8 protein-coding genes are annotated in these 16350 nt (G+C 62.4%); 4 read left to right on the top strand and 4 right to left on the bottom strand.

Translation table 11 applies throughout. The features are described 5' to 3' along the window. Positions 1-38: 38 nt before the first annotated feature. The 4 genes from AC1RQC_RS01525 (at position 39) to AC1RQC_RS01510 (ending at position 7245) form a co-directional block, all read left to right on the top strand. Entirely contained in the window at positions 39-1859 is a 1821-nt protein-coding gene (locus AC1RQC_RS01525; protein WP_492882320.1) for a ShlB/FhaC/HecB family hemolysin secretion/activation protein, read from the top strand. A gap of 80 nt (positions 1860-1939) precedes the next feature. Continuing rightward, complete coding sequence (locus AC1RQC_RS01520; RefSeq protein WP_492882319.1) at positions 1940-4966, top strand: two-partner secretion domain-containing protein; 3027 nt, start codon at positions 1940-1942, stop codon at positions 4964-4966. Between the two features lie 218 nt (positions 4967-5184). After that, positions 5185-6405, top strand: coding sequence for a fimbrial protein (locus tag AC1RQC_RS01515; protein WP_492882318.1), 1221 nt, complete (start codon positions 5185-5187; stop codon positions 6403-6405). Between the two features lie 549 nt (positions 6406-6954). Continuing rightward, entirely contained in the window at positions 6955-7245 is a 291-nt protein-coding gene (locus AC1RQC_RS01510; RefSeq protein ID WP_416048823.1) for a hypothetical protein, read from the top strand. A gap of 196 nt (positions 7246-7441) precedes the next feature. Here AC1RQC_RS01510 and AC1RQC_RS01505 read toward each other — a convergent pair whose 3' ends face one another. From AC1RQC_RS01505 to AC1RQC_RS01490, 4 genes are all read right to left on the bottom strand, one after another. Beyond that, positions 7442-9766 (bottom strand): ATP-binding protein, encoded by a 2325-nt coding sequence (locus AC1RQC_RS01505; protein WP_492882317.1) that lies wholly within the window; start codon positions 9764-9766, stop codon positions 7442-7444. A 194-nt stretch (positions 9767-9960) separates the two neighbouring features. Further along, positions 9961-10587: a LuxR C-terminal-related transcriptional regulator gene (locus tag AC1RQC_RS01500; RefSeq protein WP_492371659.1), complete on the bottom strand. Its 627-nt coding sequence runs from the start codon at positions 10585-10587 to the stop codon at positions 9961-9963. Between the two features lie 1329 nt (positions 10588-11916). Beyond that, on the bottom strand, positions 11917-12567 hold the full coding sequence (locus tag AC1RQC_RS01495) for a response regulator (protein WP_492371661.1): 651 nt from the start codon (positions 12565-12567) through the stop codon (positions 11917-11919). 46 nt (positions 12568-12613) lie between these two features. Continuing rightward, positions 12614-15916: a hybrid sensor histidine kinase/response regulator gene (locus AC1RQC_RS01490; RefSeq protein WP_492882316.1), complete on the bottom strand. Its 3303-nt coding sequence runs from the start codon at positions 15914-15916 to the stop codon at positions 12614-12616. Between the last annotated feature and the right edge of the window lie 434 nt (positions 15917-16350).

Genomic DNA, 16350 nt, shown 5'->3' with positions numbered 1-16350 from the left:
CACATCGATTGGGCCGCTCGTGAAATGAATGGATTGCCATGAGAAGAAATCAAGTGACTGCTGGCCGTGGAACTTTTGTCGATGTCGATGTCGATGTCGATGCCTATGCACAAGCCCGCCGGGCGGTCGGTGACCGGGCCGCGCGCCGCGCCTTCGGGCTGCGTGCCTGCGGTGTCGGCCTGATGTTGCTGCTGCCGGTCGCGGGGCATGCGCAGGTGCCCGGTGCGCCCAATGCGGCGAATGCGGCGAATGTACCCAGCATACCCAGGGCCGGGCAGACCATGCGCGATCTCGAGACCGTGCGTCCGGAACTCCCTGCGCCGTCCAGTCTGGAGCTGGACCTGCCCAAGGCCGACGAGCGCAGCGTGCCCACCGCGTCCGCCGACCCGGGGATACGCCTGAAGGTGCAGGGCTTTCGCATCGACGGGAACAAGGTATTCGACTCGGCGCAACTGCTGCCCTTGCTGAGCGACCTGAACGGCAGCGAGCAGGACCTCGCAGGCCTGCGCGTGGCGGCGGACCGCATCACCGCGTATTACCACGCGCACGGCTACCTGCTGGCGCGCGCCTTCCTGCCGCCGCAGGATATCGAAGATGGCTTGATCCGGCTCGAAGTGATGGAGGGCAGGTACGGGCAGGTCGTGCTGCAGAATAAATCGCGCGCGTTCGACGGCGTGCTGCGCCAGCCGCTGTCGAGGCTCAGGCGCGGCGAGGCGGTGCATAGCGCGGAACTGGAAAGCAGCCTGCTGCTGCTCAACGATATCCCCGGCGCCCAGGCCAAGGGTACCTTGCAGTCCGGCACCGAGCCCGGTACCACCGACCTGCTGGTCGAGGCAGAGCCCGGGCCGCTGGCCGGCGGCAGTCTGGAGGCGGACAACTACGGCGGCTACTACACCGGCGAATACCGCCTGGGCGGCAGCTTCTACCTGAACAACCCGTTGCGGCTGGGGGACCAGTTGAGCCTGCGCGTGCTTGGCAGCGACAAGCGGCAGCGCTACTACCGCGCCGGCTACCAGTTGGCGGCCGGTCCCTGGTCCACACGCGTGGGCGTGTCGTACTCGGATATGGGCTATCACCTCGGCAAGAATTTCGCGGTGCTGGAAGCGCACGGCCGCGCCAGCATCCGCAGCGTCTTCGTCTCGCAGCCGCTGCTGCGCGGCCGCGCCTTCAACCTGAGCGCCCAGCTGCAGTACGACGACAAGCGGCTGCGCGACGAGATGGATCTCTTCGAGCGCAACGTCGGCAAGCGCGTGGGGCTGTGGACCGCTGGCGTGAACGGCAACGGCCAGGACAACGTATTCGGCGGCGGGCAGACCATGTTCTCGGCGAGCTACAGCACGGGACGGCTTCGCATCGACGATCCGTACACCGAGTTCATCGACCAGGTCAGCGCGAGAACCGGCGGCAGCTTCAGCAAGATGAACCTGAGCGCGGCGCGCCTGCAGCGGCTGAGCAATCGCTTCCAGCTCTATGCCCAGGCCAATGCGCAATGGGCGTCCGGCAACCTGGACGGCTCGGAGAAGTTCGGCATGGGCGGGCCCTATGGCGTGCGCGCCTACGCGCTCGGCGCCGGCAGCGGCGACCAGGGCTGGCAGGCCAGCCTGGAGTTGCGCTACGCGGCGGCCCCTGGCTGGCAGCTGAGCGCCTTCGTGGACAAGAGCGTGGTGGACACCAACAAGCAGCCCTGGACCAGGGAGCGCAACACGCGCCGGTTGACGGGGGCGGGCATCGGTGGCGCCTGGGCCGGGCAGGGACATCAGATCAGCCTGGCGCTGGCCTGGCCGCTGGGCCAGCGCGACGCAAGCGGGGGGCCGGTGCGCAGCCCCAGGTTTTGGGTTCAGGGCGCGCAGTACTTCTGAGCGCGCCGTGGACCGTGTCGGTGCAGTACCCGTGCTGCCGGGATCGTTGCAGCATTTCAATAACAAGGAAAGAGGTCAATATGAACAAAAGCTATGCACTGGTCTGGAATCAGGCCCAGGGATGCTGGAACGTCGCCAGCGAAGGGGCTCGCCGCCGCGGCAAGTCTGGCGGTGCCAGGCGCGTGATTGCCGCCGCTGTTGCACTGTTGGGGCTGGGGGCGCTTGCGCCGGCGCATGCCTTGCCGACCGGCAATGTGATCGTATCGGGCACCGGCAATGTCGCGTCCTTCAACAATGGCAAGGACATGTCGATCAACCAGTCGAGCGACAAGCTGATCATCAACTGGAACGGGTTCAGCGTTGGCGCGGGGGAGAGAGTCACCTTCAACCAGCCCGACAGCAACTCGATCGCGCTCAACCGCGTGATCAGTGCGAATGCCAGCAATATCCAGGGCCAGATCGATGCCAATGGCCGCGTTTTCCTGGTCAACCCCAACGGGATGGTGTTCGGGCAGACCGCCCAGGTCAACGTGGGCGGTCTGGTAGCCTCGACGCAGGACATCACCAACGCGGATTTCAACAGCGGGACCTACCGCTTTGCCGGCGGCGCGGGTGCGTCGATCATCAATGCCGGCCGGATTACCGCCGCGCCGGGTGGCAGCGTGGCGCTGCTGGGCACGACGGTGAACAACACTGGCCTTATCCAGGCGCAGATGGGCCGGGTGGCGCTAGGCGCCGGCAATGACTTCACCGTGAGCTTCGACGCCAGCAACCTGCTCAACCTGCAGGTGAATGGCGGCCTGGTAGGCTCGCTGGTGCAAAACGGCGGCCTGCTCAAGGCCGACGGTGGCCAGGTGCTGATGACGGCCCGTGCCGCCGGCAGCTTGCAGCAGGCGGTGGTGAACAATACGGGCATGATCGAGGCCAAGACCTTGCGCGGCAATGCCGGCAAGATCACGCTGGACGGCGGCAGCGCCGGCGTCGTGCGCGTGGCCGGCAACCTGAACGCCAGCGCGATGGCCGGTCCGGGCAACGGCGGCACCATCGAGACCCGCGGCGCCGATGTGCAGGTGCAGTTGGGCACCCAGGTCAACACCCAGGCCAATAACGGGCAGACGGGCACCTGGAAGCTCAGCGGGATGGATGTCAACGTCGGCCAGAGCGCCGGCAGTGGCGAAATTACCGCATATAGTGACACGCTCTCGCACAACCTCGGCACCACCAATATCGAGCTGGCCAGCACCGTTGGCAATCTTTCGGTCAACGCGCCGATCGAGTGGAGAAGCGGCAACAAGCTGACGCTGACCTCGGCTGGCGATGTCAATGTGAACGGAGCGCTGAGCGCCACCGGCGTCAACGCCAGCCTGGCCATGACCGCCGGCGACGCCAAGGATATCAACCTGAACAACAAGGTCACGCTCAGCGGAGCTGGCAACGGCCTGGCGTTGAACTATGGCCGTTCGCTGAACCTGAACAACGGCGCGGTGGTCACCTTGTCCGGGACGGGGGCGTCGTTCAGGTCGAACGGCTTTTCCTATAGCGTGATCCAGAACCTCGCGCAGCTGCAGGGCATCAACGACAATCTGGGCGGCTACTACGTGCTGGGCAACAAGATCAGCGGCGGCAGCCTGAAGTCGATCGGCGGCGACTACGGCACGTTCTACGGCACCTTCGACGGCCTGGGCAATACCTTGAGCAATCTCAAGGTGACCAGCACCGGGCCTTTGTCCGGCCTGTTCTCGGCATCGTCCGGCAGCATCAGCAACCTCGGCCTGGCGGCGTTGACGGTCAACGCGACGTCTGGCAATGCCGGCGCCGCTGCGCTGGGCGGGCTGGTGGGGCAGAATTCCGGCACCATCTCCAACGTCAACGCCACTGGCGTATGCCTGTCTAGCAACAGCGGGCGGGCCCATTCAATGGGTGGCCTGGTGGGGAAGAACCTCATCGACGGCTCCATCGACCGCGCTTCGGTGAGCGCCTCCAATCTGTCCGGCAGCAACCTGACCCAATCGATCGGTGGCCTGGTCGGCGAAAACGCGGGCAGAGTGACACGCAGCAGGTCGGATGCCAAGATCGGCGGATACATGCAGCGCACGGCCATGGGCGGCGTGGGCGGCCTGGTCGGGCTGAACGCCGGGCCTAACGCCTATATCGCCGATTCGTCCAGCCGGGGCACCGTCGGCACATACTACGGCGGCCTGAACGTGGGCGGCCTGGTGGGCTACAACAACGGTGGCGTCATCGAGCGCGTCTTCTCCGCCGGCGACACAGGCTCTTCCAGCAACGCCGTGATCGGTGGCCTGGTTGGCCTCAACGACAGCGGCGGCCGGATTGCCGATGCCAGCACCAGTGGCCGCGTAGACGGCAGCGGTGCCGCGGCCATCGGCGGCCTGGTGGGGCAGAACCGGAACGGTAGCCTGATCAATGTCAAGACCAGCGGCCTGGTCAGGGATACTTCGGGCATCGATGTGGGCGGCCTGGCCGGCAGCAACGAGGGCGGCACCATCTTCGGCGCGGAAGCCACCGGCGCCGTGATCGGCGGCGCCAACAACCGCGTGGGCGGCCTGGTCGGCAGCAACTACAGCGGCACCATCCAGAGTTCGGTGGCGCGAGGCAAGACCTCGGGCGGCAGCAACAGCCACACCGGCGGCTTGGTCGGCTACAACGGCGGCAACCTGCTGGCGGTGGAAGCGAGCGGCGAAGTCTATGCCAACACCAACAGCTTTGTCGGCGGCCTGGTCGGCACCAACGTCGCCAGCAATGGCGCCGCGATCGTGTCGGGCGTAGCCAGCGGCAACGTCAAGGGTGAAAGCCGCAGCGTGGTGGGTGGCCTGGTTGGCCAGAACCACGGCGCGGTCAGTGCTTCGTCGGCTTCCGGCACGGTCAGCGGTGGCAACTACGTGACGATGGGCGGCCTGATTGGCCTGAATCAGGGCGAAGTCAATTACTCGACGGCCAGCGGCAAGGTCGACTTCGTGTCGAGCTACGCCCAGAGCTATGGTGGCCTGGTCGGTGTGAACTTCGGTCTCATGCAAGGCAACCGGGTTTCCGGCAATGCTGCCCTGCTGCCGCAGGCCGGCATCAACTACGGCACCATCATTCAGTAAGTTGCTGAAGCAGTCCACTGACCTGCCTGCCTAGCAGGCCCCTTGCGTGCCGTGTTTCGGCATGGCATGCAAGGGCATTTCAGTACCGCACCATGGAACACAAGGACGGATATGCGTTGCTGGCGGCGCAGGTGGCGGGTCCTGTCGGCCGCGCGCACCATGGATTTTGACGCCACCTCGAAAGGCTGGCGAGACAGGGGGGGGAGATGGAGAGCCGCATGAATACGAATCTACTGCCTATTGCCGGGCTGCCGGGGATTGCACGGGCGGCGCGCCAACCGGTACGCCTGTTCATTGCCGCGCTAATGCTGATGCTGGGGTTGGTGAGCGGCAGCGCCCAGGCACAATTTGAAAACCGCATGGCCATCAACTGCACGAACCCCAATCCGCAGGAGATCCAGCCGTGGACGGTCACCAATCCCCTGACCAGCAGTACGGCCATCGGCACGATCCTGATGGAGCGGCGGTTCGCGTTGTCGACGTCCTTCACCTTTGGTGCGACGTCGGCAGTGGTCGCTCACGATCTGGTCACGGGCGCCCACTGGGCAATGGGGTTCGGGCCGCCCGTCGGTGCGGATGGCATTGTGCCAACGAATATTGACGGCATCGGCTTCAAGTGGGAAGCACTATCGTCGGACGGTGTCGCCAGAACCCTGCGCAAAGAGGCCGACCCGCTTGCCGTCGAGAAGATCGATGTCTTGTTTCAGCCCAATCTGGGGATAAAGACCGGGTCCACCATCGCCAGCTACAAACAGTACCTGGTGCTGACCAAGGACCCGAATGCGCTCCCCCCGGGCGAGATCAAGGTGACCCATGTTGCGGGTGGTCTCCAGGTGAAGATCTATGCGGCGGATTTTCTGAAGTCGGTGGGAGTGAGCCTGGGCAGCACGTTCCAGGTGCCCACCTTGGGCCCGGGATGTCATCAGTCCATTACCTACGACAGCACGGGCATCGTCAGCATCGGTGGCGGCCCTCCGCCCCCGATTCCAAACAAATGCGACGTGGTGGCCAATCAGATCATTCCGATCGATCTGGGGAGTGTCCCCATTAATCAGTTCAAGAAGCTCAACGACACTTCCCCGCCGAAGCACTTCGAGATCGCCCTGAGCAATTGCGCGGCCAACGCCAAGCCCACGATCAGCTTCAGGGACAAGGCGACGCCGCCCAATGCAGACAAGACGGTGTTGCGGCTCAGCGCGCCGGGCGGGCAAAGCCTGGCCCAGGGGTTCGGCATCATCATGACGCGCGAGGATGGCAGCCGGGAGCGCATCGCCTATGGCGATCCGGGCGCTGCCAAGAAGTACGAGATGACGCTCGACAAGCCGGGCAGGACAGCAAAGCTTCCGCTGTCGGCGCAGTACATCCGCACCGGTAGCGACGCCGAGGTCAAGGCCGGCTATGCGGGAGGCTCCGCCGAATTCACCTTCACTTTCCCCTGAGGATGGTGTCCAGAACCAGGTTGGCAACGCTGCGCTGACCATATGAGCGCCATCAGATGAAATCGAGGAACCATCTCACCCTACACAGCGTTCGCAGGCTCGCCTTCGCCGACTTGCCAGTGTCGGGTTGCGGACGAAGGAAGTCCCCGTGGGTTACGGCACAGCGTCGCCGCGCGCAGGAATTGGAGGTGGTGCTGCCGGTGCAGCGCGCCGCTGAGTCGCTGCGCCAGATTCAGCTATTTCCCAATATGCAGTTAAAGGTTGGAAAGCGTTGATTCGGTGTTTTCTACCCACCGATGGCGTAGCACTGTGACTTTTGAAGCGGGTGGTTTGGGGCGGACTTCGTGCCGTTATACTGCGCAGGTCGTTGCAACCATAGCGACCGGGTTTAGCGGCCCGCGGAAAAAGGTGAACAATCCGCCATCAATCCGCGTGAAGAAGGAGGCACACCCATGCCCCAGTCTTCGCTCGCCCATCCCGGGCAAATCGTATCCTCCAAGCCAGCCATCCTCTGCCAGCGCCTGCGCGCCTCCCAACGGAGGGCGCCCGATGCATAGGTATCCGCACTACAACATCACCGCCCAGCGCGCCGGGCGCGACACCTTCCTCACGGCCCACGCGCCTTCCGAAAGCCCGCTAAGCCTTGCCGCGGAAAAAACCGCGCAACTCAACGCGCTGCTGTCGGTGGCGGTCGAGAACGCTGCCGGCGGTTCCTTGTGCAACATCACCGAAGAGGCGCAGAGTCATCTGCTTTCGCTGGCGGCCGTGCTCGCGCATGAAACGCTGGTGTTGAGCGAGTTGGCCGCGCAGGACGATGAGGGGGAGGGTGGCGATGGATAGTGGGTAGACGGCCAAGCGCAGACGTAGATGAAGTCCAAAGCCCGGAGCCGATTGGGTCGCTCAAAGCTCGTCGTCTGCCAAGGCCTCGCGTGTATCCATTGCAGCCTTCTTTAGCGGCCTATCTTGGGCGGATTGGATGGCAATCCCTTGCCAACATCATGCCAGGCTAACGCGAGCCACGGGTGCCTGGGCGTGATCAGCGGCCTTCGCCAACATCGTTCTGCGCAAACTGGACTGCAAGGCCGATCGCCCGTAGGCTGTATCCGTTCACTTGCCAGCCACCCCCGGTCCTCTGCGGATGATCGGGGCCAAACGGTATCGCCAGGATCCTGAGCCCCGCCCAGGGGATCTCAATGCGCGCCGATGGCCGCACGTCGATCAATATGTCGTCCCGATGCAAGCCACCCCGCGTTTCGGAGTAAGGCTGTGCGATGGCACCCCAACGGCGTAGCCAGGCACACAGGTGCGTGGCGACCTCCCTCACGTCCGAGCGCACGTACACCACGCCAGGCCGTAGTTGAGGCATCTCGATATCCGGTGCATCGATGGACAACGAGAAGGGCAACGTAGCCGAGAAGAGGCTTCCGAGCCCAGGCTCGCTTACCACCTGGATAGCGCCGCCCATCAACTGGGCAAGCCGATGGCAGATCGAAAGCCCGAGTCCAGAACTGGCGGCCGGCTGCCGGCTGCCGCTTGCCTGATAATACGACTCGAAGATGCGCTCCTGGCTTTGCGCGGCAATGCCGACGCCGGTGTCCGCCACTTGCCACATCAGCTCGACGCCTTCCGGCCGGGTTGCCACCATCCGCGCGCGCAGCACCACCCGGCCCATCTGCGTGAACTTGATGGCGTTGCTCAGCAGGTTGTTCAGGATCTGGCGCACGCGAACCGCGTCGCCCAGTACGCTCCCGGGAATGTCCGCATCGATACAGGCGTAGATGAGCAGGCCCTTGCGCTGCGCGCGTGCAGCGTACGAGCAAAGCACGTCTTCCGTCAGGTCGAGCGGCGAGAAGGCAGCCGGTTCGAGCATCAGGCTCCCGGCTTCGATCCTCGAGATGTCCAGCGCGTTATCCACTACCTGCAATAGTGAAGCCGAGGCCCCTTCGATGGCCTTGATGTACTCCCGCTGCTGCCCTGACGCGCCGCTCAAGGCCAGGAGCTCAAGTGTTCCCAGGATGCCGTAAAGTGGCGTACGAATTTCATGACTCATGGTGGTCAGGAAAACGGTCTTGGCCTCATTGGCGGCTTCCGCCCGTTGAATGGCCAGCTGCGTTGCTGCTTCCATTTCCTTGTGGGCGGTGATGTCGCTGAACGCGCAGATCACCACGTCTTCGCCCTGGTAGCGCGCCGACGCGAAAGATACATAGACGCTGCGGCCGTCATGCAGCACCAGTTCGCGGCCGGTGCCCGGATGGCGGTCATTGGACAGTGCGGCTTCGCGCCACGAGACGTCGGGATCAAACCAGCTTCGCGCCAATCCGTTGGCAAGTGGCACGTTGCCGTCGCGGCGGCGAAGCACACACAATGCCACCGGTGCCGCCTCGATAATGGATCGGCTAAACGCTTCGCTTTCAATCAGGCTGTCAAATTGCCGCTGCGCCGGCCGCACCTGGTGCCGATTGATATACACGATGCCGATGCCCATGCCGATGATCAGCAGAACGAAGCCCCCCAGTGCCAGCCGGATAGCCGGCATGCATGCGTTCAGCAGCGCGCTCGCACGAATGACATACACAACACGCCAGCCGTCGTCGCCTACCGCCTTGCTGAGCGTTAGGTACTTGGGTATTGGGCCCATTCCGTATCGAATAAACGCATCCTCGCGCGTCATTCTCGCCAGATCGCGCCTTAATTCGGCATCTCCCGTGCTTTCGAGAACAACGTTATCCTGACGGTCCAGCAGCATATAGCTTAGGCCAGGCTTGGACAGCAGAAGACCCGGCTCGACATTGTCCAACGCCAATCCAAGCCAGCCGGCTGTTTTCTCGCCAGGATCGACCCGGCCAAACATGTAAAGACGGTGATGCGTGCGATCGCTGGCCCAGATAATCGACCCGGTGTCAGCCGATTGCGCGTGCCGCGCAACCAGCATGTTTGTCACCTCGGGCGAGAGAGCCTCCCGGATTCCACGGCGGTCGCTCTCCAGCCCTACCTGAGTGGACTTGGCAGCGGTCCAGTAGACCAGATGGGCGCCTGAACGCGCGATGGCGTCCCTGTCCCGTTCAGTCACATACAAGGTCCAGCTCTTCCCGGCTTGCCGATCGATGGCGAGCGAAATCCCTTCGATGCGATGGGCCGCGCTTGTCGGCAACTGGACAGGCTCGCCGCTGCCTTCGGATATGGAGTCGATCAAGGATCTCAGCAGCGAGCTACGTCGCCCCAGGAAAATCTGCGCGTTATACGCCGCAGCATTCATCTGGCGCCGATAGGCAGAAATACTTCTCTCGAATTGAGACTCCAGGTACAGCACCGCGGCCATGCCCGCGCACAGCAGCAACGTCGCTGCCAGGAGATATAGCATCACAACGGCTACGCGCGGCGGCGATATCTTGACGCTACGGCGCCCAGCACGAAGTCGGTGGAAATGCATGATTGAATATTGCCGTCGATCGGAATTCTTTCCTATCGGACAATTCTCAATCTTTGATTTCAGCAGTGATTTGCCATAGCCCCCCATCCCCCCCGCAATGCCGCTGGCAAGCCCCCGGAGTGTCGTTATCCACGCAGCGACTTGACGGTCTCCACTGCAGCGGTATCCTCGTTGGCAGGGGCAAACCGAAATGCGAACGCGTACTCGTACAGCTCGCGGTCGTTCGCAAGGCCCAGTTTTTTCATGCCCGCAATGCGCTGCGTGCTCACGGTCTTGACGCTGCGCCCCAGCGCCGTGGCGATCTCACCGACGGTCATGCCTCGCGTATAGCGGCGCAGCACTTCGGTCTCCCGTGCCGAAATGCAGTCGTTGGCAAAGACGTCGATCGGCTCCTCCGCCATCCGGGAGTGAGCCATCAACTTGCGCACCGATTGCGCGATGTACATTCGCCCTCGCGCGACGGCCCGGATGGCACCCGCGATCTCCCTGGCCGGGTCGCTCCTCAGCAGCAGACCATGGGCACCCGAGACGATCATGGCTCGCAGGACCAAGGGGCTGGATACCTTCGTGATGATCACAACCTTCAAGCGAGGACAGGTGCCATGCAGAAGATCCAGCAATGCGATATTGTCGTCATGTCGCCGGCCCGGACGATGAAAGGCGCAGAGCAGGACATCGGCCCTGGCTCTGCCCGGCCACTGCATCAGTTCGGCGGAATCCACGGGTTCTCCAACGATCTGGACTTCATCCATCAGCGCTAACACCTGGCGCGTCTTTTTCCGCGACGTGGAATGGTCATCCGCAAGAAGCACTCTGATTGGCACAACTAAGCCCTCCGATCAACGAATCTGTGTAAAACCGATCCGGCGCCCGGCGGACCGTGCCCGGCGCGGCGCGCCCCGCTCCGTAGAGCCGGCCCATCCGGGATGCCGCGACCATCCACTACACGTTGGCCTGCACTCGGATGAACGGCTCCCGGATATTCGGTCTCGGAAATCTCTGGCGTGGCGGCGGCCGCGTAGCCGCCGGCTGGCAGCAGCACACACAGGCTGGCGCGGCCGGCCTGGCGGGCCACTTCGATTATTTCGGGCGATCGGTATGGCAAGGGGTTGTAAATCTCCAGCCGCGTAACAGCGGCACGGCAAATAGCGATGACCGGAATGGCGTAGCAATATCTCGCCCCTGCTTCAAGGCGGCAGGGCCTGACAGCAAGCCAATCCTCCTGCGGGTAGCGGCAAGGCGTGACCCAGATCAATCGGGGGCGGGCAAGACCTTCCGATGGCTTGGTTACATGAAAGTGCATATTGGCCGCCAAAGCCCCGGTATGGATCGCATGTGTCAGCAGATATTCGCCAGAATTCCCCGGTAGCGACACAGGACAGTTCTTGTTTTCGGTAAAAATAAATGAATTGAGATTATCGCCACGCTTAACAACGCGTGTGAGATCGGGTGCCCGCCAGTGCAAGTCAGCCTCTCATCAAGGTCAGGTGTGGCCCCATTCGAAAAATCCCTCCCGAGTTGGTCATCTGGTGTGCACAAAGACCTTAACCTCATCTGGAACGCGCGCTGTTCTTTGCGCGCGTCAGATATCGAGATTCTGTCTATCGTGGAATTACAATTCTTTTTCGCTAATAAAATTGTAATAAAGTATACAAAATACTTAAATTATAATGAATTGGGAATTGTGATATTGTCGGCTGGGAAATTAAAGAAAATAGGCTTCTACGGTGCGGATGAAGTCAGGGAAGTTATCCGGCGCGCACCTGCCAAGTGGTGGGGATTCTTGCGTCGTTCTGGTCGATGATGATCAACCATCCCCGCTAGCCAGCCGCCCGGCGGCTGTCAATGTCGAACTGGCTGTGTGCCGGCACGTTGCTGCAGAACCAGATTATTCTGGTAGAAGAGGCGTGATGACTTCAGTATTCTTGAGGTCGTCGGCATCAACATTCCCTGGTGATGCCGACTCCCGATTCCGGCGAGGATTCCCCCCCCTCTGCCCGGACTTCTACCCACCCAAGCGACCCTCGCGGGCAGCTTGGGTTTTTTTTGTGCGCCCGGCAGGGCGCATCCATAGCGCCCCGCTACTGAAAAAGCTCGGTAGCAATGCAGAAGGTAATGAGCTGCTGGTCGGTTGTGACACCGAGCTTCTGCATTGCTGCCACCTTGTGGCCACTCACGGTCTTGATACTGCGGTTGAACTGCCTGGCGATGTCCTGAACCGATTCCCCGCCAACGAAATGGCGAAGCACTTCATATTCCCGCGGCGACAGCGTCTTGATTCGCTCGCCAATGGAATCCGACCCCGAGTTCTCGCGAAGAGACCCCTGGAGGGATGCTGGAATGTATCTGCGGCCACTCCGGATCGCGAACAGGGCGGCGAGGATGTCGTTGAGAGAGTCGCCCTTGAACACCACGCCGTGCACGCCGGTATCGTAAAGGGCCGACACGATGATCGGGTTGGTGAGCATTGTCAGCACCAGCAGCTTGACGCCGGGAAACGTCCTGGCCAGGTATGCGATGAGCTTCAGGCCATCCCCGAAGACCGGATCACCGGGCATGGCAAAGTCGGTGACAATAATATCCGGACGGGCAAGGGGAATCTTGGCGATCAGGTCCGAGGGGCCCGAGGCGGAATCCACCACCACGAAACGCAGGTCCCGTTCGATGACTTCGCGTATTCCCATGAGTACCAGGGGATGATCGTCCGCTAAGATGATTTTGGTCTTTTTCATGGAGTTCAAAAAATCGGATAAAGGGAAGCCGCCGCCTGGTCGATTGTCAAAACTCAGCGAGAATGGCCTCGATCTGCGAGGCAACCAGCGTTATGCCTGCCTTCTGCTTTTGCTGAAGGCCTTCGCTGCGAATGTCTTCCTCCAGGGCTTCACAGTATTTCACGAGTCTGAACAATTTTACGGTAGCAAGTGCTCCGCGGATACGATGCAACGTATCCAGGGCAACGTCGGTGGACGAATTCACGCTTGCTCGATTGAGCGCCGTGATATCGCCACGCATGGTCTCGGAGAATACGTCGCGGAACCTGAGCGGCACGATCCCGATTTCATCATGGCTGGCCGGGGACTCCGGGACTGCCTCCGGCGCGTGCCGTATGACCGCAGGCGAGCGCAGATGAGACCGTAGCGCCCCCAGGTCAAATGGCTTGACCAGCCAGGACGTCATGCCTGCGTCCATGCAGCGTTGCTCCTCTTCGCGCATCGCATTGGCGGTGATCCCGATAATAGGGCCCTCGTAGCCTTGTTGTCTCAACGCTTCGGCCAACTCGTAGCCATTTGCCCTCGGCATGTTGATGTCCGTGATCACGACATCGAACAGATCGGGGTGCCATCGGGCCAGCGCATCCACCCCATCGCAGACCAGGACAACCAGGCAGCCGATTTGTTCAAGTTGCTCCTTCAGGATCATGCCGTTGATAGCGTTATCCTCGGCCACGAGGACCCGAAGCTGTGCGCAGGCAGCGAGCGGCTCCGCCTGCCTGTCAACTGGCTCGGATATACCCGGCACCGCGAGGGCGATGGCGCTGCCGATCGCTTGAATGCTGTGCGCACTCAGGTAGCCACGTCCCGCCGACAACGCCGCGTCCGCCGCGGCAGGCTCGCTGCCGGCAAACAGATAATTCCCGGTCCAGCCCTCGGGCACCGGGTAGGCGACGAGAAGGTCCAGCACACGCACGTGCCGCGCAGCATCGACAGGAACATCGTCTGCCGTGTGCGTGGTGGCCCCCCAGCGCTTCAGCCATGCGCACACATTGTCGGTCAACTCCTTGCTCGGGGATCGCACGTAGACGGCTTCCCCCGTCAGCACGGGCGCTTGCGACGGTACCTGCACCGCAGCGTGCGACAAGGGGAGCATCAGCGAAACGCTGCTTCCCAGGCCAGGATCGCTGAACACCCGGATGTCCCCATGCATCAGCCTTGCCAGGCGCATGCAGATGGACAAGCCCAATCCGGCGCCGCTTACCGTATGCATATTGCTGTCGATCCGGTAGAACGGGGTGAAGAGTTCCGCTTGACGTTCCCGCGCGATCCCGACCCCCGTGTCCACCACCTGGAACACGAGCGTCACGCCATCGCGCTCTGCTGAATCTTGCCGGACGCGGAGAATCACGTGACCGGTTTCGGTAAATTTGATGGCGTTGCTCAGGAGATGGTTCAGTATTTGCTGAATCCGCATGGTGTCGCCACGCAGGTGCTCAGGCAGATCGGGCGCAACGCAGGCGTACAGGAGCAGGCCCTTTTGCCGGGCGCTGGCGGCAAAGCGGCTGACGCTAGCCTCCACCAGCGATAGCAGGCAGAAGTCGTCCGCCTCGACTGACAGCTGCCGCGCTTCGATCTTGGCGATATCCAGGACGTCGCTGATGATTTGCATCAGTATTTCCGACGAGTTACGGATCGTCTGGACATACTGCCTCTGCGTGTTGCCGAGGCCGGTGAGATCCAGGAGTTCCAACGCGCCCATTACGCCATACAGCGGCGTCCGGATTTCGTGGCTCATCGAGGCCAGGAAGGTGGTCTTGGCCTCGCTCGCGTTGTCGGCGTCCTGCTTTCCCTTGGCCGGGGCGCGTTCGATTTCCTTGCGTGCGCTGATATCGGCAAACGCGCACAGCAGCACGGCTTGACCACGGTAGCGGGTCGGCGCGAAAGCCAGGGAGAGCGGCCTGCTGCCATCGCCCCGGATTTCCTCGATCGCGCCGGGCAGGGTAGCAGCAAGCACTTGCGTGGCCTGGGAGGCATTGTCGAGAACGCACTGCAGGTCCTGGTGCGTATCCAGGTCCGGATCCAGGTCCGGATCCAGGTCCGGATCCAGGTCCGGATCCAGGTCCGGATCCAGGCCCGGGTCCAGGTTCAGCCATTGCTTTGCCAGATGGTTGCCGAACAGCGCCGTTCCGTCCGCCCGGTTGTATAAGCACAGCGCCACAGGCGCGGTCTCGATGAGCGCGTGGATGAATGAGTCGGTTTCCGCCAGCCGCTCGTGCGCCCGGCGCGCTGGCACTACCACGCGCCGGTTGTGCCAGCGGACGAAGGACAAACCGCCGCCCAGCCCGAATAGCACCAGCATTGCGAGGATGACTGGCAGGCCCTTGTTATGGCGGAAGAAGGTCGGATAGCTGATGCGATATAGCGCGTGCCACGAGCCGCTCGGGTCCTTTAGCCGGAAGTACAGTCCATCGGCGGCAAAGCTAACGCCATCCGCCTTCGATGCGGGCATCGGCGCCTTGCCTGCAAAGGCGGTGCGGGCCTTGTCTTCCAGCCAGAAATCGTCGTAGCCGGGTGTTTCCAGAGAACCCCGAACACTGCCAATGCTATCCAGGTTCAACAGCGCGGCAGCGTAGAGCGTATCGTTCCCGGATTGCGTCTCTCGCGGTATGGCCGCCGCGGCATCAAGAGGCAGGACGGCGAGCATCTTGCCTGCCCCCCCGGCCGCCGGATCTGCGCGGAGCCAGCTGACAGCCTCCGATGCAACGTCGCGCCCGCCTGCGTGCGTGCCGGCATGCTGCGAGCCCATCGAGAACACCACGCCGTACTCCTCGGACCTGTTGTCCGAATTGGAGCGGAACGCCTGCATGCCGACACTGGTATCGGCGTGCGTCGCGATCAGGAAGACATCTGCCGGAGGATGTTGGGATGCTGCCCAGTACGCGCTGTAGTAATCGAAAAAAAATGTGCCAAACCGGAGCACGGATCTGTCTTGCGGAGGACAGTCCGCCGTGCCCCTGCAGGCAATGCTGAACATGACCGACGTGCGCGGAACCCGCGCCTCGAACAGCATCACGCCGCCATGGACGCTCGAATCGATGCGCCGCAGCTTGACATCGCCCGTGTAATCATCGGGATGCAAGCTCTGGACTCGCGTGCGCAGGCGTATCAGGAAGGCCTCCTGCTCCCGGATATAGCCAGTGAGTCTGGAAAAATGGATGGCGATCCGTTCTTCCTGATCCTCCACAACGCGGAACATGCCCCAGCCAAGCGTGCCGGCCAACATCAGCGCCAACGGAATGACGACGAACAGGACGAGACTCAGTTGCCTCTGCATGCGGGCAAGGTGGCGGATCGGACTGCTTTCCATTAGCGCGGCAGGTGGTGAAAGGCATCGTGTCTGCGATGGATACCCGGGGAAATTGGAAACCTCTACGGCAGCACCACGCTGCAGCCCGGTGTGGCCGGCATCGCGCACACGCCAAAGGACGGAGAATGGCCTGCTCTGCCCCGAGCAATACATAAGCGTCACTGGACGTGTCACTGAAAGTGGGGCAACTCGATGTGTACACCAGATCCGACGATTGCTCAATAGCCCCGGATCATATCCCGGCATGCAGGAAGGGCCCGGACGATGCCAGTTGACGGCAGATCGTGATGGCGGCAGCGGGGCTCCGGCTGACTTGCGTGGCAGATCGGCAAGGTGACTGTGGTGACTGCTGCGCTGGCGAGGACCTGTGCTGAGCTTGCAGCCTTCTTTCTCTGCTGATCTTGGAGCCTATCCACGGGACTCCCTGCAGAATT

The organism is Cupriavidus sp. GW822-FHT03E04 (genome assembly GCF_058801495.1).
This window is presented reverse-complemented; position numbering and strand designations above follow the sequence as displayed.